Source organism: Shewanella sp. 3_MG-2023, assembly GCF_030548765.1.
In the GTDB taxonomy this organism is placed as follows: domain Bacteria; phylum Pseudomonadota; class Gammaproteobacteria; order Enterobacterales; family Shewanellaceae; genus Shewanella.
This window is the reverse complement of record NZ_JAUOSH010000001.1, coordinates 166,196-186,748: the sequence shown is the minus strand read 5'-3', so window position 1 is coordinate 186,748 and position 20,553 is coordinate 166,196. Positions and strand designations below refer to the sequence as shown.

Genomic DNA, 20,553 nt, shown 5'->3' with positions numbered 1-20,553 from the left:
TGATGTGGTGGGTCTATTACAGCCTGCGCCGCTAACGGCCAATCTCCATTATTTCTATCGTCAGCTTCAGCGTTAAGCTAACCATTGAGATTAATGTGCGCTTTCTGCAGCTAGTTCGCGTTTACTTTTTGGCCACATTAAAGTGAAACAAGTGTTGTCATCATCACTGGTTAATGTGACATCGCCTTTGTGGCGCAACATGATGCGTTTGATAATGGCTAAGCCTAAACCATGGCCTTTATTGCCTTGGTGCTGTGACTTACTGCGATAAAAAGGCTCAAATAATCTTTCATGATCTTCTTCAGGGATCGCGGGACCATCATTAGATACTGTTAGGAGCAGGTGTTGGTCATCTTCAGACAAAGACACAACAATTTCATTATGGGTGTAGCGTTGGGAGTTAGTAACAAGATTTTGAATCGCACGCTCAATCAGCAGTGGTTCTGCCATCACATATAACTCACTATACATATGCTTAAATTTAATCGGTTTATCGCTTAATGGGGTTAAACGCGTGATCAGCTCTTCTGTAATGGACACTAAGCCGCAGCGCTCTAATGTGGGCTCTTGTTGCACTTCTAAGCTGGCATAGGTCAATAGCTCTTGCAGTAAGGTTTCCATTTCTTTGATATCAATTTGCATGTCATCAAGAAATTGCTGGCGTCGTTGCTCATCACTATTGGGCAAACAATATTGTGGTAGTAAGGCTAAAGCAAACTTTAACCGTGCTAGCGGGGTTCTGATTTCGTGTGATACGGCATTAGAGAGGTGTTTTTGGTTTTCAATTAAATCACTGATATGCCGCGCCATGTCATTAAAGGTGTTGGCTAACGGTGCGACTTGAGAGCCGGGATTGAGCTCAATACGGGTATCCCATTTGGCTTCACCAAAGTTTTGCGTGGCTTTTTTAAGGGTTTTGAGATCTTTGGATAATGGCCATACCCAAATTAAGGCGACAAAGGCCAGCATCAAATAAAAGAATATCGTAAAAATATTACGCAGCAACCCGCGGGGATCGATATCTACTGGGCCTGCCATTAACACTTGATCACCCACGGCAATAAATTGCAATTCGTGGCTGCTATCTGTGGTGGTGGTGACTATTTCATTGGCCAAGAATTCGACATTGCCACTTAAAGCAATTTCATCTTTTTCAAATAAAGCTAACGGGTAGGGGTGTTGCTTTTGAATGATTTTAAGCTGCGCTAAGCGCTGCTCTTTAGGTTGCAAAGACAATAATAATGCAAAGGCGATTAATGGCGAGTCAATGTTCTCGTATTCATCGACTTGCTGTTGCCAGAGGCTATCTAATGTCCAGCCTATACCTAAAAAGCTTAAGCTAAGTAATAGGTATAGGCTGATGAAGAGTCTTTTCAAAGTCTTCTATGACCTAATTAGTTATTCCACGCTTCAGGCGCGAATAAATAACCTTGTCCCCAAACAGTTTTTATTCTGAATGGTGTTTCGATACTATCTCCAAGCTTTTTACGTAAGCGAGATATGCGCACATCAATTTTTCTGTCTTTACCATCAAAATCGATATTGAGTAAGTATTGGTAGATGTATTGTCTACTTAATACTTGCCCCGCTTGTGACGCCAGTAACCACAATAATTCAAACTCATGGCTAGTTAAATCAACCTCGGTATTGCCTAAGCGAATCGCTTGGGTATGCGGGTCGATGCTTAACTTACCAAAGCTTAAACAATGAGATTCTGGTTTTGGCGGTTGTGCCTGACGGCGTAATAGGTTGTTTATACGTGCCACTAACAAGCTTGGGTCGACAGGTTTGACAACATAATCATCAGCGCCTAATTCTAGGCCTTTGATTTGGTCTTCTGGAGAGCCAAGCGCACTCATTAACAATATAGGGCCTGAGAAGTAGTCAGGTAATTTTTCACACAGGCTTAATCCATCAAGTCCAGGCAGCATAATATCAAGTAGGATGATATCAGGCTTGTAACTAATCAATCGTGTTAAAACGGTATCGCCACGTCGTTCAACTTCAACGTGCATATCGTGTGATTTTAGGTAGTCCACAATTAAGTTGGCAAGACGAATATCATCTTCTACCAACAGAACTCTATGAGTTGATGGGGGGGTTGCCATTAAAATAAACTCCAAGGATTTCGGTAACGTCTGCGAACTTTAGGTTCGGACATTGTGGTGACTTTTAGGATTACGTCCGCCAATTCATTATTATTATTTTTACTTACCAAGACAAAGTGAATGTCTTTATTGGTTTTTACTGAAAATTGCAATGAATGATCATCAGTAGAATCACTACACCAGCGACTCATTGCTTGATAGTTAGATTCAATACAAATGAGTTGGTCAGTTTTCAGTTGCCAATTTAGCTCAATATCCATCTCGCAATGTTTGTTTTGAGCGTCTTTGAGGCATAAATGAGGCGTAGCCGAAAGCTGTGCTTGCGTTTCAAGCGTATCAGCTTTGACGCAGAAAGCACTAAATATCAGTATTAATATACCGAAAAAGTGATAGAGGTTATATTCTTGTTTACTGAACAAGATTAGAACCTATATGCAGCTCCAATGAAGTAGGAGCGAGAGTAATTTTCATTAATAATTGGACTGTCAATAATTTCATCAGCTAACCGGGTGTAACGTGCCGCTAAAAGTAAATCCCAGCGTTGTGAAAGACTATAACGTGTCGTTAGCTCAATCGCGTTATTCCAGCCAGAACCTGGCTGATATTGCGTGTTCCAGTATAGATTTTCAGTTGATCTAATACCATAGTAATAAGCAATAACTTGCGAACTTTTCCAATCAGCTTCTAATGATAAATCAAAGCGGAATTTATCAAGAGCTAAAGAGTACGACCAACTGGCACTGGCTTCTTGTCCATTATGAACATTAAGTAAATCATGGGCTGCGGTGAGTCTTAATATACCTAATTTACCGTACCAAAAAAATTCCACACCACCATATACAGTGAAGTGTCTGGTTTCAAGCTCATTTAAAACCTCAGGTTGTGATATACCTCTAGATTCTGTGAGATCCGCTGCAGGGAGTTCAACCGTCTCATCAAAGCTACTGGCTTGGGGTAAAAAAATGTTTGATGGGTCCCAGCGATAAAAGAAAGCACGTTCATCGCTATAACTGCTCGCGAGATTAAGGGTAAAACTTTCTTGCTCTACCAGGGTGTAGCCAAAATTGAAGTTGTCAAAAAACCAGCTTTCACCATAATAGGCGACGGAGGGTATGACATAGATAGGTATATCTTTATAGGTACTTACTGGGTTGGTTTTATTGCCCCAGCCCAAAGCTAGACTGACATCCCATTGACCAACCACAATGCAGTCGCCATCAATTTGACAGGTGTCTTCAGCTTGCGCTGGCTTGATACCAGCAATAACAATGGTAAGTATGAGCAATAATCGATACATCTAAGGCTGCTACCTAATCAATAAAACTTCAATAAACATAATGTTAACATTGTTCATTATTTAGCTACACTGATTTTACCTTAATGATACAAACTGATACTGGTGTGATTAATTTACATTAAGCCGTTTTTAACCAAAGGCGTCACGGCGTTAATTTAATTCTTGCTCAACTGGTTCAGTATTTGATTGTTCAATCTCTAGCGGTGCTTGCCTTTGATAGCCCATTTCAATTAACTGAGCATTGATGCAGTCGGTAATAAATTGCTGTTTTTCGATGGCTTCAATTTGTTCTTCAGCGGCCATATTTTCACAGGCCGCCGTTAATGATTTTACGGTATCCTCAGGGGCTGGTATTCCATTGGCATTGGTATCTGTGCTGAAAAAACTGCAGATAACAAGGCTTACGACAATACTTAAACTTAATGATGGTTTAGTCATAATTGTTCCTCTAAGTGTTAACACGTTATGTAAACAGATGCTTAGTTCATTTTTTTGCGAATAAAATCACTGCAAGTGTCATCTAAGCAGCGCTTAGAAACATAATGCTTGGTTAATTGGGTTGTGAGTAAAAAACCTTGGCTTGTTTCTGCAATGCGATAAACATCATCCCAAGCTAAATGATGATCAATATAAGTCGACTTTGAATGAATACCGTTATCGTCAATGGTTAAATTTACTGGGTTATTCGCTGACTTACTTATTAGTTGCCTCATTAACCACCAAGCGCGATTAAACCTAACTTGCAGTGCTTCAACTGCCCCTAAACCAATAAAGAAGTAAGCAACATAGGGGCTTAACTCGGTGATGGTCATTAAAAATCCAGCGACTAAAAATGCCACAGATTTTAAGTAACGCTTTGGACTGGTATTAATGACAACTGACTCATCGAAGGTTTCTTCAAAATGAGATCGATCTAAAATATATTCAACACTATAGCTATAAGCTGTTGTTTTTGTTTCGCTGGTAGACATGTATCGCTCATTGACAACATTAATTGAGATAATTATAAGGTTGAAGTGATCGATTTCACTAATTTTTCCTGTAAATCGGTTTGTTCTTCTTCTGAAAGCTGTGCACCGTATTGGTTGGAAAGGGTAAACACGTTATCAGCTCGCTCACCGACTGTGCTGATGGCTGCAGAATGAATTGTAAGCTCTAGTGCTCTGAATGCACTGGCTATTTGCCCCATAAACTCATGGGTTTCTAGCGCTAAAATATGCACTAAGGTGCGGTTAGCTTTTTTAGAGTGAATAAATTCAATGGTGGGTTTGTTATCAAAACTTTGGGTGTGTCTTAAAGGGCGCTTTTTCGGCGGCATTACATTATTGTCTATCACTTGACGTAGCTTGCTGGTGACTTGTTTGCTGCGCTGAGCACTGAAAATCGGTTTACCGTCAAAGTCGAGTACTTTAAAAGCTTCAACCACGTAACCGTCTTTAGTTTGTGAAATCTGTGCTTGCTTCACTGATATCTTCAAGGTTGATAGGGTATTAAACAGAGAAATAAACAAGCCTGCTCTGTCTTTGGTATACACAAAAACATCACTACAGCCTTTGACATTACTATCATCAACAATAATTAACGATTCAGAATCTGCTTGAGCTTGTTGCTGATGCGAAAGTATTCCTAGGGTGTATTTTGCTATTTCACTGGATTCTGCATTACCGAAAAAGGATAACGGCAGGTTTTTCCATAGTTTTTGAATAGCAGCAGATTGAGCCTGTATTTGGTGTTCATCTGTTAATTGTGAATCGGCATTGATGATATTAAGGGCTTCTTGTTTGTGCTCCCTAACCACGCTGCGCAGTTGCAATACATTTTCAAGACCATTCCTGAGGGCTTTACGGGTGGCAAAGTAGAGGTCGGTTAATAAACTGGCTTTCCAATCATTCCATAGATCATCATTGGTGGCTTGAATATCGGCCACCGTTAAACAATATAAAGCATCAAGTTTAGTGAGGCTGCCCACGGATTTTGCAAAAGCAGTAATGACATCAGGATCTTGAATATCCATACGCTGGGAGGTGATGGACATTAATAGATGTTGTTCCACTAACCAGCTAATTAATTGCTGCTGTGAGTTTTTTAAACCATGGAATTTGGCAAATAATTTGGCATCTACTGCGCCGAGTTCACTGTGATCACCACCACGTCCTTTAGCAAGATCATGAAATAGTGCGGCAAATAAAATGGTTTCTTTGGCTTGGAACCGAGCATAGATATCAGCGGCCAATTTGTGATCGTGACTAATGTCATCATGGGTTAGTGCATATAAGTTTTTTAGCAGTTTATGAGTGTGTTCATCCACAGTATAAGCATGAAATAAATCAAACTGCATCTGGCCAACCACTTCACGCCATTGGGGTAAATATGAGGTAAGGATGCCATGTTGATGCATTAAGGTAATTGCCAGCCCCATGCCTTGTGGGTGCTTGAATAGTTTGACAAACAGTTCACGGCAGACATGAAAGTCTTGTAAATCACCCATTAAACGACGACGTACTTGCCTGATCAATCTTAAGGTCTCAGGGGTAATGCCTTTTACTTGTTGATGGTATTCGGCAATATAATAAAACATCCACATGATCTGCGGTCTATCAATAAACACATCTTGATTTTTTGCATTTATTTTGCCATTTAAGATCTCAAAATTGTCATTGATATCGATACAATTATTGTGTTTCAGTGGCGATATCTCGCGTTGGAAATAAGCCATCAACATCAGGTTTAATTCACGAATACGCTTCATTGCTCTAAACAATTGGCGCATCATTTTTTCAATGGTGATATTACCGCTGTCACCAAATCCCAGTAGGCGAGCGACTTCAGCTTGATGTTGCAATAAAAGTCTATTTTCAGAGCGGTTTGACGCTTGATGCAATGAGAATCGCACTCGCCAAATAAAGTTTTGGCACTCCATTAGTTCTGCGTATTCATCAGCAGTTAAAAAATTAAGACGACGAAGATCTTTAAGATCGTCAATGGAGAAATGTTTGCGAGCTATCCAAGTAATCGTTTGAATATCACGCATGCCGCCAGGGCTATTTTTTAAATTGGGCTCAATATTAAAGGCGGTGCCTTGGGCTTTATGATGCCTGACTTGTTGCTCATTAAACTTGGCTTCAAAAAAGGCTGCGCTACTCCAAATACTTTCGCCATAGAGTTTGCTGATAACTTGGTGTTGATGGTTTTCATGGCCACAAATATTGCGAATTTCAAGTAAAGTGGTGGCGATGGTGACATCTTCTTTACAGGCGACAAAAGTATCATCTAGGCGCCTTACTGCATGGCCTAAATCTAAACCCAAGTCCCATAATTGAGTCAGAAAATCACTGAGTTTATTGGCATCATCGGTGGATAAGTTGTGGTCATGAATAATACAAATATCGATATCAGAAAAAGGGTGTAGAGTTTGCCTGCCGTAGCCACCGACAGCATTGAGAGAGATTTCTTTTATATCAAAAGTAAACTTTTGCCAAATATGACTGAGAAGTTTATCAAAAAATTGAGCGCGAAATGTCAGGATCTCGGTAATTGGGCTACAACTAATCTGTTGCTCTAGCCAAATATCAAAATTAGTAATGGCTTGTTTTAGCTCTACAATACTCATATTTGGCTGTAAAATCGGATAGACTGGCTGCAAAAACATATCACTCCCTTTTAGATTCGCTCTCAAATAGGGTATGCGATTTAGTTTGCCAACTCAAACTATCCACTAAATTGATTAGTAATAAGTTAATTCTTTTAACTAGTTAAATAAGAATAAATCACTTAAATTGAGCTTATAAATGCAAAGTAAACGAAGTCGTTTAGATCAGTTTTTAGCTAAAAAATTACAGCTACCTAAAAAGGCGGTAAGGCTAATTTTACTGGCTGGGCGGGTCAATGTTGATGGTGAGACTTGTAAAGAGATGGACCATCAAATTAATGAGTTTACCGCTATTATGCTTGATGGTGACTTTATTCAGAACCAGCAAAAACAATACTATATGTTACACAAGCCTGTGGGTGTGGTGAGCGCGACAAAAGATGATATTCATCCCACGGCCTTGTCGCTATTAACTGGCGTCAATATTGAAATGATGCATATTGCTGGTAGGCTTGATTTAAATTCTACTGGCTTACTGTTAATTACCAATGACAGCCAATGGTCGCAAGCTTTGATGTCGCCTGAAACCAAAGTAAACAAACAGTATTTGGTGACGTTAGAAAATCCCATTGATGACTCATATATCAGCGCTTTTAATCAAGGGATGTATTTTGGTTTTGAAGATATCACCACTTTACCGGCGCAACTTGAAATCATCTCAGAGTATCAAGCACGGGTGACGTTACAAGAGGGTAAGTACCATCAAATTAAGCGTATGTTTGGCCGCTTCAGGAATCCGGTGATTGGTTTACATCGTGAGTCGGTGGGCAATATTAACTTGGATAAGCAATTGTTAGTCGGGGAGTTTCGCTCGCTCACTCAAACTGAAATCAATCTTAAGTAAATCTTATAAAACCTTAAAAAAACTTAAATTAATTCTATAAGGTTGGGCTTGATCAAGTTTTACTTGTTACAACCATGTTAGATTAAGCCTAATATTAACAAGGTTATTACTAGGTAATTGCATGGATTTCAAAGCGCTTAAGAAAATCAGCGAATTAGACGTGTTCTGTTTGTTGGTCTTTAAAACTATTTATGAAACAGGCTTTGCTAACCTTGCAGCGAAAGAATTAAACGTTTCAGCTCCTAAAATAAGCCGTTGTTTAACGGCGTTACGGTTAACCTTTGATGATGAGTTATTTTATCGACGTCAACAAGGGTTAAGACCTACCGCGCTAGCAGAGCACCTTTATCAGCCCATATGTAGTTTTTGCGAGTCAGCCTCAAATATTGAACGCATCGTACATGAAGGTAACTGTACTAATTCATCAACCGTGCTCAATATTGCGGTAACTCCCATCATTATGACTTCACTTTCAATGGCGCTTGGCAGCGACGACATAATGGATAAGTTAGGTAAAGTCAGAATGCATATATGGAATGAGCATTCTGAAGAGTTGATCCACCAAGGTGACATTGATTTAGGGATTAACCTTGGCCCAGCCAGCGCCAGCGATTTATTATCTGAAAGCCTCGGTCACAGTGATTCCACTTCGATTGTGGCTAGAACGAATCATCCTATTTGGGGCTATGATGCTATAAGTTTAGATGACATAGCTAACTATCCCTTTTTGCTGCTCGATACCAAGGGGTTTAATGATAAATTAGATTTCTTCCAAATTTACTGCCGTCAATCAGGGATTGAGCCGCTTAATATCAGTCGAGTTAGTTCCATTGAAGAGTGGTTTTGTCACTTGTTGACCATGCGAAGTTTCAGCTTTATAGCCACATCAGAAGCTGCAGTGTTAAATCACTTTAATGCACTACGTGTTGAAAGCTTACCGGAAACCGAAAGAGAAAAATTGCTTGGCCATGGCGCCGCGCCGCAATACCACCTTATTGAAAGAACCTCCTCATACCGTCGCTATTGTGATGACAGCAGAAAGATTATTATTAATTCAGTGCTTAAGTTAATCGCTGCCTAAATCGCTTATGTGCTATTTAGCCATTTCCCTGTGATGGGGAATCTGCCGCTGAATATCATTTTAATGGGCTAGAGAAGCGCTATGGCTGTCGAGTCATTCACCTTGAACTGTGCATTTTTTATGCTTGTTTCCACCATTCTTTTAGCGCAAATCTGTTTCGTTAATAACAATCATTATCAGTATAAAACTCAATAACCTATACAAATTTCATATATCGAAATTGCCAACTTCGATTTGTAAAATTGCAAGATCTAAATCTTTAAATTTCAGTCACATATATGAAACTCTTTTGATACATCTAAAGGGGTATCTTTTATATTAAAGTTACTGCTAAAGCAGATTTAAATACCTATATAGGGGATCCGATAATGAGAACATATAAAAGGTCGATTCTAGCAGCAGCGTTAATCGCTGCTATTGGACTAGCGGGTTGTAGTGATGGAGATGATGGTAAAGATGGCGCCCCTGGAGAACCCGGCGCGCCAGGAGAACCAGGTGCACCAGCGGGAAATGTTGTTGATACAGTAGCGGGTGCTGCTGATTTTGTGTTGAGCTTAGCCCCTGCAGATATCGTGGTAGTAGGAGGTGATGATTTTGCTATCAAATTTACGGTAACAGGCAAAACAGCTAAAGGCGAAGATGTGCCCTTTAGTGGCTTAGACAAAGTAGCGCTTTATGTGATGAATCAAGCGGCCAATACCACTGATACTGGCGCGCCACTATTGTGGGAAAGCCATACCCTAACCAATGAATTTGGTTCAAGTATGTATTGTACGCCAACAGGTATGGCAGAAGCCCGCGGCGGCGCAGAAGTTGAAGCTTGTACCTTAGTTGAAGATGAAGCAAACCCAGGGACTTACACAGGTACTTGGGAACATGAAGGCAATGCACCGGTTGTACTTGCAGATGGTGATGCCAATAACTTACATCGCGTTATGGTGCGTAGCTATGATGTTGTAGACAGCACAGGTGAAGGCATTGCAGATAAATTGCTTTCTACTCCGGTTGACTTTATTCCTGCAACGGGTGAGCTAGCGGTATCTGAAAAAGATTCAGTGTCTAACGCCTCTTGTATTAAGTGTCATACTCAAATGGATGGGTATGAAGCTACCGATATCCGCATAGCTAACATTGGTGCCCACCATAATTATCAAAAAGTTGAAAATTGTGTAGCCTGTCATAACCCAGCTTATGCTGGCGGTGAAGACGATCCAGAAAAAGGCTTTAACGCTAATTGGAATGCAATGATTCACACATTACACGCTGGTCATCATATTGACGATCTAGAAGGTGAAGCTGCAGATATGTTTGGCGAAATTGGCTTCCCATCAGAAATCAATCAATGTACCGCATGTCATGATAACGGTATGCAATGGAATGATAATGTCTACGCAGAAGCATGTGTGTCATGTCATACAGATGTAGATTTAGCCACTGGTGAAAACCACAGAGGTATCGTACCTGAAAGTGATGCAGCCTGTTCTGGTTGTCATGGCGCAGGTAGCTTAAGCCCAATGCAAGCACATAATGTTGCAGCGAGAGCGATTGCCACTGATTCAATTGAAATTGCTTTAAATAGTGTGAGTTACACTGAAAGCGCAACAGTTGACATGGATGAAATGGTGATTACATTTGATGTCACTATTGATGGTGTTGCCGTTGAAGATGGTTTCGAGTTCACTAACTTTACTAAATACGATGAAATGAAAACCGGCTGGATAGACACTGATGGTACTTACTACGGTAGTGATTCGGTTAATCTAAAAGGTGTTGTTGCATCCGCTGGTCAGTTAATGGTGACTCAATTAGGTGAGTTTAATCTAGACGGAAAGAGTATTTCTGTAACGCCACGCTTCTCAGTATGTGCCGATTCAGAAGGCATGCTTATTGAGTGTTTAGATTCAAGCGGCGAAGCGCAATATGATGTTGGTTATGTAGCAGTCACTATGGCGCCAGCTTACTGGAATCTCGCCAATGCTGATGGTAGCGGCGCAACGATATCTCGCTTTAGCGACCCTGCACGGGTAACCGCTGATGAAGCTAAATGTAATACTTGTCATACTTCATTAGGTATCGCTAAGCATTACGGTAACGAACGTTTCGACCAATGTGTAGGTTGTCATAACGACACTTGGGGTGGCTCTTATCATGTGGCTGTTGAATATAAAACAGATGCAGTTGACGAAAATGGCGACCCAGTATTTGAAACAATTGAAGGCTTAACCTATAGCAACCGTGACTTATTCACTGTCGCTCACCGTTTCCATTCAGGTCTTTGGGATGATAACCGTGGCTTCCCTGCAATACACTTAAATTCTGATATGGAAACACAAGGTTACCCAGCAGTGGCTACCGAATGTGCAGCTTGTCATAAAGATGATGTGAGTTTATTCGCAGCAGATGGTGGTCTTACTTCAGGTAAACGCGCAATTGCAGTAGATGCTGGTGCAACAATGTTCATTAGCCCAACCGCTGAAGCATGTCGTACTTGTCACGCTCACTCAAGTGCCTCAGCAATGGCTCACTTCAAGAGTAATGGTGCGATAGTTGAGGGTGATCCAGCTTCAATTGCTAATCTGCCGGTTGAATCTTGTGCAACTTGTCATGCTGAAGGTAAGACTTACGGTATTGATATAATGCATGCTGGAGGGGCACACTAGTTAGCAATAATAGATGTTTCATCAGCTATGAGATCCCCTGCTTCTCATAGCAAATAAACCACTGGGAGCCTTCGGGCTCCCTTTTTTATCCTCAGTGTTTGCATTAACCCTTTTATTGATCCCAATGGCGTTATTATTCATTTTTGTGAGTCAGTGCAATTTTTAAACGTTCTAGCGTGTTTTAGTTTACTTATAAGCAGGCTTTAATGCTGATTTATTGTGAGTTAGATCGGTAGTTGGCAATATTTGTGAGCTGGCAAGCCTTCAGGTGTTCACTTGAGGGGTTAATGCCATTTTTTTATTTAACAAGCTGAAAAGCAACACTAATTAATCGCATTGTTTAGTGTGCTTATTCCTCAGCTCCCTTGGTTGCTAGTTTGATTGCCTCCTGCGGTTACATTATTATGCGCGGCGCTAAGATTAACCAAAGTTAATCTAGTGTGGCGACACTATCGTCACTACTTACTTAATTGATTACTTCCTGTAGGGGAACTCAATGTCGACACCGCAGACAAATTCATACGCAAACCCAGCGCCACTTGGTTTAATGGGCTTCGGTATGACCACCATTTTGCTTAATATTCATAATGCTGGTTTTTTTCCAATTGATTCAATGATCCTTGCTATGGGTATTTTTTACGGCGGCATTGGCCAAGTGATTGTCGGCATCATGTGCTTTAAACGTGGCGATACCTTTGGCACTACAGCATTTACTTCTTATGGGCTATTTTGGTTAACCTTAGTTGGTCTACTTGTCATGCCTAAAATGGGTTTTGCGGCAAGTCCTGCAAGCTTTATGGGTTGGTACCTAGCGCTTTGGGGCATGTTTACTGGCTTTATGTTTATTGGCTCTATGCGTTACCCATTAGCCAAGCAAATTGTCTTTGGCTTGCTAACTATTTTATTCTTCCTATTAGCTGCGCGAGATTTTACCGGCAGCGAGCTAATTGGCACCATTGCTGGCTTTGAAGGTATTTTATGTGGCTTAAGCGCCATTTACTTTGCCATGGCGCAAGTGCTGAATGCTGAATATGGCCGGGTGATTTTGCCTGTTGGAAAAGTCAGATTTGCAGCAAGTAAAGCTGAAACCACTGCAGCACCAGCGTCGTTAAAAGCAGCGTAATACTAAATTAGCGCCATAAAAAAGCTGACAATGCTATGAATAGCCTTGTCAGCTTTTTTGTTTAAATTTACTTTAGCTCTGTTGCAGTTTAAACAACCACTTACCGTAAAGATAAATTCCTACTGCCGAAATTGTTCCCACCGCAGCGATAATATACCAAGCATTGCCGATACTGTGGGTGTTATACAGCAGCGTTGTTAGCTGCTGTGCAGGCTCACCGGTATAAGTCACTAAGGTTGAAAATGCTTCGCCTTGGGGGATTGCATCAACATCTGTTTGACTCATGCCACGCTCTGCAAGAAGCTGCAGTGAGAAAATCTCTTTTGAGGCATACATCTCATACAGTTTAGGCCCAAAGTAGCCTTCCAGAGTCCAGCCTATCCCTTGAGGTAACATCACAAAGCCTAAGTACATGGCTTTTTTACCTTCAGGGGCAATATTGCCCATAAACTCATTTTTCTTCGGGCTAATCATCATTTCGCCGAATGAGAACATTGCAATAGCCAGTACAATCATCCATGCAGCATTGGTTGCGCCAATGAGCACGAATGCCAAAATACTCAGTAAACAACCACCTAACATGGCAGTGGTAATACGATACTTAGCGGTAAGTGCAGCAACCAAGAAACAACTGGTCATGATCATACCAGCATTGAGGTTGAGCATGCCTTCAGGCATCACCTTAGTACCAGTATTATCTAGGCCTAACCAAAACTGGAAAAAGCCGTTAGAGGTGCCTTCAGGGCCAAATAGAGAGGTGACAATCACGCTGGTATCAACCCATTCAGCAATATGAATAGGTAATACATCAAATAAGGCATTAAATAAGAACCAGAAACCAGCAAATACCAACATGTAATAGATAACAACGGGCTTTTTAAGCTCATGAAGCGCATCACGCCATAATGCTTCTTGTTTAATTTCGCCTGATTTGACTTTGCGGGCCCGCTCAAGTCGCTCTTCTTTACCGGGTTCTTTATAAGCTAGTAAAAATAGGAAGTTAAAAGAGATGATGGCAGCACAAGCGTAAAACACATTATCCCATGATAACTGACGCATATGTACAGCCACTAAAGGCCCAAGGAAGCCACCAATATTGACCACTTGATAGAATATGCCCCACGCCATTGAGGTGTTTTGCCGTCCGGTTGAAAGCACTAAGGTGCCTTGAATACCGGGTTTAAAGATCCCTGTCCCTGCGGCCAATAATATTGCACCAATCAAGAAGCCATAAAAGCTTGGAAACATCGCCATCACCAAGTAACCCATGATCTTGATTACTGTTGAGGCAAAGATGGTTTCTTTGTAGCCTACGCGATCAGATATCCCGCCAGTAAATACTGGAATGAAGGTTTGCATAAATGCCCAAATGGCAATAATGACACCGTAATCACTAAGGCTAATACCCAGCCCGCCTTCTGAGGCAGGGGTTTTAGCATATAAACCGGCACTGGCTTTTACCCCATAGTAGGCAATACGTTCCACCAGCTCCATGCCGCCGACAATCCAAAATATATAACTTAAGCTGGCAATAGATGCCCACATGCCCAGCTGTTTCACTTCTCTTAGGTCGTTGCCTGAGTGTGAACTTTCACTCATAAATCACCCTTATGATTATTATTATTAACAATAGGTCGGCAGACACTTTACCTAAATTAACCAAATTTACCAAAGTTACTGAGCAGGAATGTGATAATTGCGTTTCGGAGGGGGATTTTTTATACAAAAAAGCGAGCTAATCGCTCGCTTTAATTAATCTGATGTCACTTAAAGGACTTAGCCACAGCACTTTTTATATTTCTTACCGCTACCACAAGTACAAGGGTCATTACGGTTAATTTTGGCTTCTGCGGTGACTGCCGTTGGCTTGTTTAAAATACCCAGAAGTTCAAATATATCTTCAGCGACGTCACTGTTAACAGTAATAGTTGCGACTAGTTTGCTCTCTGCAACTAATGCTTCAACTTCAAGCTTACGCTTATCAGTTTGAACTGATAACTGTAAAGGAAGCGCTGCAGTGCCAGGTTTAGCTTGGCGTTTGGTGTTGTAACCACTTTCGCCATAGGCAGGTTTTGGCGTTTGACGGCCTTTGAAAAAGAATTTATCTGACATGTGTTGTGCCTGCCTATCGTTTTAAATGTCGAGTATTTGAACCAAGGTGGTAAACCAAGGCATTTGAAGCTAACTTAAGGTTGATAAGTGATTATAAGCTAAAGCTTCAAGACTCTTAAAATGGATGAAAAATATCTAGAGGCGAAGCTTATACAGTATCTAAGCCATTTTGACCATTTTTTTAGGTATTATTTGCCTGAATAAGCCGCCAGTGGCGTTGTAATTAACTTAATGGAGATAAGTTTTTACAATCTATTGTAACTGCTCAACAATCATACTTTTCATCGCTTGGGTTAATTTTAGCCATTAAAAAAGGCTATCAAATACCTTGATAGCCTTTTTAGTTTGGGTTTATTTAGCGAGATGGCAAATAAACCAAGCTTTGTTACTTAGCCTTCTAGCTTAGCAAGTTCTGCTTTTTGCTCTGCAAGCTTATCCATATCACGTTGATATTCAGCTTGCTTAGCACGTTCTTTTTCAATCACGGCGGCAGGGGCTTTAGCCACAAAGCCTTGGTTAGATAACTTGCCTTCAATGCGCTTGAACTCGCCAGCTGCTTTTTCAAGTAGCTTGTCGATACGGGCTACTTCTTTAGCCACATCAATCAACCCTGCCATTGGGATTAATAGCTCCATGTCACCGACAAGTTGGGTAGTCGACATTGGGGCAGTTTCACCATCAGCAAGAATTGTCATAGACTCAAGCTTAGCTAGTGTCTTGAAGAAAGTTTGATTAGCCTCTAAACGTGCCTTATCTTGCTCACTCACGCCGCGAAGTAGGGCGTTAAGTGGCTTAGATGGGGCAATGTTTAGTTCAGCGCGAATGTTACGCACAGCAGTAATGACTTGCTTAACCCACTCAAGATCTTCCATTGCCTGCGCGTCTACCTTAGTTGCGTCATACTCAGGGAATTGCGCAATCATTAAGGTATCACCTTCAACACCTGCTAGCGGCTTAACGCGCTGCCAGATAGTTTCAGTGAGGTAAGGCATCATTGGGTGCATTAGGCGCTGCATTTGCTCAAGTACATTAACCAGCGTATGACGTGTGCCACGCAGTTGTGCATCGGTGCCGTTTTGCATTACCGGCTTAGTGAGCTCTAGGTACCAGTCACAGAATTGGTTCCAGGTGAACTCATAAATAGTATTAGCCGCTAAGTCGAAACGGTAATTGGCCATGTGCTCATCGTAGGTTTTAACGGTTTCGTTAAACAGACCGATAATCCAGCGATCAGCTAGCGACAATTCCATTGCTCCTGGCTTGCCATCAACCAAGATTTGGCCGCAATCTAATGCTTCGCCGATAGCATCGTCAGCTGCATCTTCAGTTTGCACTTCAGTGTTCATCAACACGTAACGTGATGCGTTCCAGATCTTGTTACAGAAGCTGCGGTAACCATCAAGGCGTTTCATGTCCCAGTTAATGTCACGACCGGTTGATGCCATTGAAGCTAAAGTAAAGCGCAGTGCATCGGTGCCATGTGCTTCAATACCTTCACTGAATTCTTTACGAGTGCTTTTTTCAATTTTAGCGGCCATTTTGGGCTGCATCATATTGCCGGTACGTTTTTCAACAAGTGATTCAAGATCGATACCGTCAATCATGTCTAAAGGATCTAATACGTTACCTTTAGATTTGGACATCTTATTACCGGCTTCATCACGGATAAGTCCAGTGACATATACCGTTTTGAAAGGCACTTGCGGCTTGCCGTTTTCATCTTTGATGAAATGCATGGTCATCATGATCATGCGCGCCACCCAGAAGAAGATAATATCAAAACCAGTGACCAACACGTCAGTTGGGTGGAAAGCTTTCAATTCTTCAGTATTTTTTGGCCAGCCAAGTGTTGAGAATGTCCATAACGCTGAGCTGAACCAGGTATCTAATACATCGTTATCTTGACGTAAAACAACCGAGTCATCTAGCTTATGTTTAGTGCGAACTTCAGTTTCGTCACGACCCACATAGACTTTGCCACTTTCGTCATACCAAGCTGGGATACGATGTCCCCACCAAAGTTGACGTGAGATACACCAATCTTGAATGTCGCGCATCCAAGAGTTGTACATGTTCTCGTATTGCTGTGGCACAAACTTGATGTCGCCGTTATCAACCGCTTCCATGGCTGTTTTAGCCATAGGCGCAACTGACACATACCATTGGTCGGTAAGTAGTGGCTCAATAACCACGCCAGAGCGGTCGCCGTATGGCACTTTTAATCCGTGAGGATCAATTTTGCCTAATAAACCTAAGGTGTCGAACTCTTCAACAATGGCTTTACGTGCAGCAAAGCGCTCAAGACCGGCATAACGCTCAGGTAAGCTGTTATCTAATTCGGTGTTTGCGGTGCCATCAGTATTTACCACTTCTGCAGCGCTACGAATGTCAGCATTGATGGTTAAGATGTTGAACATAGGTAGGGCGTGACGCTTACCGACTTCATAATCGTTAAAGTCATGAGCTGGAGTGATTTTCACACAGCCGGTACCAAACTCCATGTCAACATAGTCATCTGCCACAACAGGAATACGACGGTTAACGATTGGCAGAAGAATGAACTTACCAATAAGTGATTGATAACGCTCATCATCTGGATGAACCGCAACGGCGCTGTCACCTAACATGGTTTCTGGACGCGTGGTGGCCACTTCTAAGTAGTCTTTACCGTCGGCTGTCAATGCGCCATCAGCTAACGGGTAGCGGAAATGCCACATGCTACCTTGCTTTTCTTTGTTTTCTACTTCGAGATCTGAAATAGCAGTGTGCAGTTTTGGATCCCAGTTGACTAAGCGTTTACCACGATAAATCAACTCGTCATCATATAAGCGTACAAATACTTCTTGTACGGCTTCAGACATACCTTCGTCCATTGTGAAACGTTCACGATCCCAATCAACAGAAGCGCCTAAACGACGTAGCTGTTTGGTGATGGTGCCACCTGATTCATTTTTCCAATCCCAGATGCGCTCGATAAAGTTATCACGGCCTAGGTCGTGACGACCTAAACCTTCTTCTGCAAAGACTTTACGCTCAACCAGCATTTGGGTTGCAATGCCTGCGTGATCGGTACCCACTTGCCAAAGGGTGTTTTTGCCCTTCATGCGCTGGTAGCGAGTCAACGTATCCATGATGGTGTCTTGGAATGCATGACCCATGTGCAAACTACCCGTCACATTTGGTGGCGGGATCATGATGCAATAGTTACCTTTTGACTCATCGCCATGTGGTTTGAAGTAGCCTTGCTCTTCCCAATTTTGGTATAGAGATTGCTCAATTGACTGCGGATTATATGTTTTTTCCATGGGATTTTTGTTTTCTCAATCTAAATTAATAGTTGGTATTGTTAACGAATCAACTGACTTAAACGCCAGTGAACTCAGTGGTAGTAAGCTCAATGCCCAATTGCTTGTATTCACGGTAGCGAATACGGGCAATCTGTTTAAGCGCATCATCATTAGCAACAAAATCGATAATATGCGGAAAGTTAACCGCAAATGCTGGCACTTGGTCTGCAAGGTTTATCAGTAATTGGCGACTTTTATTGGCGCCTAATTTATCAAAACCAATCTCGACAGGTGAACCTGTTATCGGTCCTTCCCCTTTTAAATTGTGGGGAACAAATGCTGTTGGCTCAAATTGCCATAATAATTCATCAATGGCATAGGCTTGTTGCTTATTCTGACAGTGAATATAAACAAGCTGCTGCTGGCGATAATGCCGTTCTGCAATCTGACATGCTGCAAGGTATACGCTTTCAAGCGCACTGGCTTGGGTATTGATTGCTGGCATTAAGTAAAACAGAGTCTTTGACATTATTTTAAATTTTGATGAAGTAAAGGCGAATTTTACACTAAAAGCATCGATTGGGGCTAGGGTGCAGGAGAGTTAATTTTGCTTAATTGAATAGAAATCTGCTGAAATTTTAGCAATCCTTGTGTTCGCATTTATTTGTCAGGCTTATCGGTTTGCTTGCTACTCAAAGGGAGCTGTTTTTGCGGTTTTAAAATATGTAAACCTTCGAACAAGAGGGATAAAAAAGGCGAAGTAACTACTTCGCCTTTTATTAGGTTACTGCCTGTTATTTACAGTAAACTATTAGCAACAAACTATTTGCAACAAAAGTCAATTACTCGCCTTGCTCAACTCCTGCGCGGTTCAATAAGAACTGGCTTAATATTGGTACTGGACGACCTGTAGAGCCTTTATTAGCGCCACTGTTCCAAGCTGTACCGGCAACATCAAGATGTGCCCAGTTATATTTTTTAGCAAAGCGCGCTAAGAAACAAGCTGCAGTGATTGACCCTGCTGGACGACCACCTAGGTTAGTCATATCAGCAAACGGGCTTTCAAGCATTTCTTGATACTCATCCCAAATCGGCATGCGCCATGCGCGATCACCTGATTGCTCACCGGCATTGAGTATTTCATGGGCAAGTGGATTATGAGATGAGAATAAACCTGAAGCATGTTTGCCCAGAGCAATGACACAAGCACCAGTTAATGTGGCAGTATCAATCACTAATTCTGGGTCAAAACGCTCAACATAAGTCAGCACGTCACATAATACTAAGCGGCCTTCGGCATCAGTATTAAGCACTTCAACAGTTTGACCTGACATAGTGGTTAAGATGTCACCAGGGCGATAAGCATTACCCGCAACCATGTTTTCACAACCTGCAAGAATACCGATAACGTTAATTGGCAGCTTCATTTCACATAAGGCTTTCATGGCGCCAATAACACCGGCAGCGCCGCCCATGTCGTATTTCATCTCATCCATGGCCTCGCCCGGCTTTAATGAAATACCACCAGAATCGAAGGTAAGGCCTTTACCAACAAGGACGATTGGCTTTTGAGTCTCATCAACTGCGCCCTTATATTCCATTACTGTCATGATAGATTCATTGGCACTAGCACGCCCTACAGCAAGGTATGAATGCATACCGAGTTTTGCCATTTGCTCTTCGCCCACAGTTGAAACCGTAAGGCTGTCATGAACTTCAGCAATTTGACGTGCTTGAGAGGCTAAGTATGCAGGGTTACAAATGTTTGGCGGCATGTTGGCAACATCACGGCATAAGTGCATACCTGATGATACTGCCATTCCATGGTCGATAGCGCGTTCACCAAGAGTTAACTCGCGACGAGTCGGGACATTGAATACCATTTTACGTAACGGACGACGGGTTTCGCCTTTACGGGTTTTCAGAGCATCAAAGCTATATAAACTGTTATAAGTGGTTTCAACTGCTTGGCGTACTTTCCAATAAGTATCGCGGCCTTTAACGTGTAATTCAGTTAAGAAGCAAACGGCTTCCATTGAACCCGTTTCATTTAAGGTATTGATAGTCTTTGTGATAATTTGTTTGTATTGGCGCTCATCAAGTTCACGCTCTTTGCCACAACCGACTAACAAAACACGCTCACTGAGCACATTGGGAACATGATGCAATAATAACATCTGTCCAGGTTTGCCTTCTAAATCACCGCGTCGAAGCAAGTTACTGATGTAACCTTCACTGATTTTATCCAACTGCTCTGCGATACCTGACAAACGACGTGGTTCGTATACACCGACAACGATACAAGCTGAACGTTGTTTCTCGGGGCTGCCGCTCTTTACGCTAAACTCCATGAGCACTCCTAGATTATTAAAGACAAATTTTTATATTTATT

General features: G+C 41.7%; 16 protein-coding genes. 4 read left to right on the top strand and 12 right to left on the bottom strand.

Features of this window, described 5'->3' with window-relative positions; genetic code table 11:
* Positions 1 to 90: 90 nt before the first annotated feature.
* The 7 genes from Q4591_RS00835 to glnD all read right to left on the bottom strand — a co-directional run bounded on the left by Q4591_RS00835 (position 91) and on the right by glnD (position 7,054).
* Positions 91 to 1,377 (bottom strand): ATP-binding protein, encoded by a 1,287-nt coding sequence (locus Q4591_RS00835; protein WP_102475561.1) that lies wholly within the window; start codon positions 1,375 to 1,377, stop codon positions 91 to 93.
* 17 nt (positions 1,378 to 1,394) lie between these two features.
* Entirely contained in the window at positions 1,395 to 2,108 is a 714-nt protein-coding gene (locus tag Q4591_RS00830; RefSeq protein WP_076541172.1) for a winged helix-turn-helix domain-containing protein, read from the bottom strand.
* The gene (locus tag Q4591_RS00825; RefSeq protein ID WP_076541170.1) at positions 2,108 to 2,527 is read right to left on the bottom strand and encodes a DUF3019 domain-containing protein; all 420 of its coding nucleotides are present in this window, start codon (positions 2,525 to 2,527) and stop codon (positions 2,108 to 2,110) included. Before Q4591_RS00825 ends, Q4591_RS00830 begins: the two co-directional genes overlap by 1 nt.
* Before the next feature lie 2 nt (positions 2,528 to 2,529).
* Positions 2,530 to 3,405, bottom strand: coding sequence for a MipA/OmpV family protein (locus Q4591_RS00820; RefSeq protein ID WP_303458873.1), 876 nt, complete (start codon positions 3,403 to 3,405; stop codon positions 2,530 to 2,532).
* A gap of 150 nt (positions 3,406 to 3,555) precedes the next feature.
* On the bottom strand, positions 3,556 to 3,843 hold the full coding sequence (locus Q4591_RS00815; protein WP_102475559.1) for a hypothetical protein: 288 nt from the start codon (positions 3,841 to 3,843) through the stop codon (positions 3,556 to 3,558).
* 41 nt (positions 3,844 to 3,884) lie between these two features.
* Positions 3,885 to 4,376: a YcxB family protein gene (locus Q4591_RS00810; RefSeq protein WP_102519350.1), complete on the bottom strand. Its 492-nt coding sequence runs from the start codon at positions 4,374 to 4,376 to the stop codon at positions 3,885 to 3,887.
* A gap of 32 nt (positions 4,377 to 4,408) precedes the next feature.
* Positions 4,409 to 7,054 (bottom strand): [protein-PII] uridylyltransferase, encoded by a 2,646-nt coding sequence (gene glnD, locus Q4591_RS00805; protein ID WP_303458870.1) that lies wholly within the window; start codon positions 7,052 to 7,054, stop codon positions 4,409 to 4,411.
* A 139-nt stretch (positions 7,055 to 7,193) separates the two neighbouring features.
* Here glnD and Q4591_RS00800 point away from each other — a divergent pair, with 139 nt between their 5' ends.
* The 4 genes from Q4591_RS00800 (at position 7,194) to Q4591_RS00785 (ending at position 12,762) form a co-directional block, all read left to right on the top strand.
* The gene (locus Q4591_RS00800; RefSeq protein WP_102438817.1) at positions 7,194 to 7,898 is read left to right on the top strand and encodes a 16S rRNA pseudouridine(516) synthase; all 705 of its coding nucleotides are present in this window, start codon (positions 7,194 to 7,196) and stop codon (positions 7,896 to 7,898) included.
* A 121-nt stretch (positions 7,899 to 8,019) separates the two neighbouring features.
* On the top strand, positions 8,020 to 8,979 hold the full coding sequence (locus Q4591_RS00795; RefSeq protein ID WP_102438815.1) for a LysR family transcriptional regulator: 960 nt from the start codon (positions 8,020 to 8,022) through the stop codon (positions 8,977 to 8,979).
* Between the two features lie 368 nt (positions 8,980 to 9,347).
* Complete coding sequence (locus Q4591_RS00790) at positions 9,348 to 11,639, top strand: OmcA/MtrC family decaheme c-type cytochrome (protein ID WP_303458867.1); 2,292 nt, start codon at positions 9,348 to 9,350, stop codon at positions 11,637 to 11,639.
* Positions 11,640 to 12,135: 496 nt separating this feature from the next.
* Positions 12,136 to 12,762, top strand: a complete 627-nt coding sequence (locus Q4591_RS00785; RefSeq protein ID WP_102438811.1) for a GPR1/FUN34/YaaH family transporter — start codon at positions 12,136 to 12,138, stop codon at positions 12,760 to 12,762.
* Positions 12,763 to 12,834: 72 nt separating this feature from the next.
* Here Q4591_RS00785 and Q4591_RS00780 read toward each other — a convergent pair whose 3' ends face one another.
* The 5 genes from Q4591_RS00780 to pepA form a co-directional block, all read right to left on the bottom strand.
* A complete protein-coding gene (locus Q4591_RS00780; RefSeq protein WP_303458865.1) occupies positions 12,835 to 14,361 on the bottom strand; it encodes an MFS transporter in 1,527 nt (508 codons plus the stop codon).
* 177 nt (positions 14,362 to 14,538) lie between these two features.
* On the bottom strand, positions 14,539 to 14,874 hold the full coding sequence (locus Q4591_RS00775; protein WP_102438807.1) for a PBPRA1643 family SWIM/SEC-C metal-binding motif protein: 336 nt from the start codon (positions 14,872 to 14,874) through the stop codon (positions 14,539 to 14,541).
* Positions 14,875 to 15,263: 389 nt separating this feature from the next.
* Positions 15,264 to 18,179 (bottom strand): valine--tRNA ligase, encoded by a 2,916-nt coding sequence (locus Q4591_RS00770; RefSeq protein ID WP_102475554.1) that lies wholly within the window; start codon positions 18,177 to 18,179, stop codon positions 15,264 to 15,266.
* A 58-nt stretch (positions 18,180 to 18,237) separates the two neighbouring features.
* Positions 18,238 to 18,690, bottom strand: a complete 453-nt coding sequence (locus tag Q4591_RS00765) for a DNA polymerase III subunit chi (RefSeq protein ID WP_102438803.1) — start codon at positions 18,688 to 18,690, stop codon at positions 18,238 to 18,240.
* Positions 18,691 to 19,003: 313 nt separating this feature from the next.
* Positions 19,004 to 20,512 carry a leucyl aminopeptidase gene (gene pepA / locus Q4591_RS00760; protein WP_102438801.1) on the bottom strand — a complete coding sequence of 503 codons (1,509 nt, stop codon included), beginning with the start codon at positions 20,510 to 20,512 and terminating at the stop codon, positions 19,004 to 19,006.
* Positions 20,513 to 20,553 lie beyond the last annotated feature (41 nt).

Excerpts from the sequence above, each read along its gene's own strand:
- Q4591_RS00795 (WP_102438815.1), top strand. The coding sequence starts at position 8,020 with ATGGATTTCAAAGCGCTTAAGAAAATCAGCGAATTAGACGTGTTCTGT.
- Q4591_RS00770 (WP_102475554.1), bottom strand. The coding sequence starts at position 18,179 with ATGGAAAAAACATATAATCCGCAGTCAATTGAGCAATCTCTATACCAA.
- Q4591_RS00785 (WP_102438811.1), top strand. The coding sequence starts at position 12,136 with ATGTCGACACCGCAGACAAATTCATACGCAAACCCAGCGCCACTTGGT.
- glnD (WP_303458870.1), bottom strand. The coding sequence starts at position 7,054 with ATGTTTTTGCAGCCAGTCTATCCGATTTTACAGCCAAATATGAGTATT.
- Q4591_RS00765 (WP_102438803.1), bottom strand. The coding sequence starts at position 18,690 with ATGTCAAAGACTCTGTTTTACTTAATGCCAGCAATCAATACCCAAGCC.
- Q4591_RS00815 (WP_102475559.1), bottom strand. The coding sequence starts at position 3,843 with ATGACTAAACCATCATTAAGTTTAAGTATTGTCGTAAGCCTTGTTATC.
- Q4591_RS00790 (WP_303458867.1), top strand. The coding sequence starts at position 9,348 with ATGAGAACATATAAAAGGTCGATTCTAGCAGCAGCGTTAATCGCTGCT.
- Q4591_RS00780 (WP_303458865.1), bottom strand. The coding sequence starts at position 14,361 with ATGAGTGAAAGTTCACACTCAGGCAACGACCTAAGAGAAGTGAAACAG.
- pepA (WP_102438801.1), bottom strand. The coding sequence starts at position 20,512 with ATGGAGTTTAGCGTAAAGAGCGGCAGCCCCGAGAAACAACGTTCAGCT.
- Q4591_RS00775 (WP_102438807.1), bottom strand. The coding sequence starts at position 14,874 with ATGTCAGATAAATTCTTTTTCAAAGGCCGTCAAACGCCAAAACCTGCC.
- Q4591_RS00830 (WP_076541172.1), bottom strand. The coding sequence starts at position 2,108 with ATGGCAACCCCCCCATCAACTCATAGAGTTCTGTTGGTAGAAGATGAT.
- Q4591_RS00810 (WP_102519350.1), bottom strand. The coding sequence starts at position 4,376 with ATGTCTACCAGCGAAACAAAAACAACAGCTTATAGCTATAGTGTTGAA.
- Q4591_RS00820 (WP_303458873.1), bottom strand. The coding sequence starts at position 3,405 with ATGTATCGATTATTGCTCATACTTACCATTGTTATTGCTGGTATCAAG.
- Q4591_RS00800 (WP_102438817.1), top strand. The coding sequence starts at position 7,194 with ATGCAAAGTAAACGAAGTCGTTTAGATCAGTTTTTAGCTAAAAAATTA.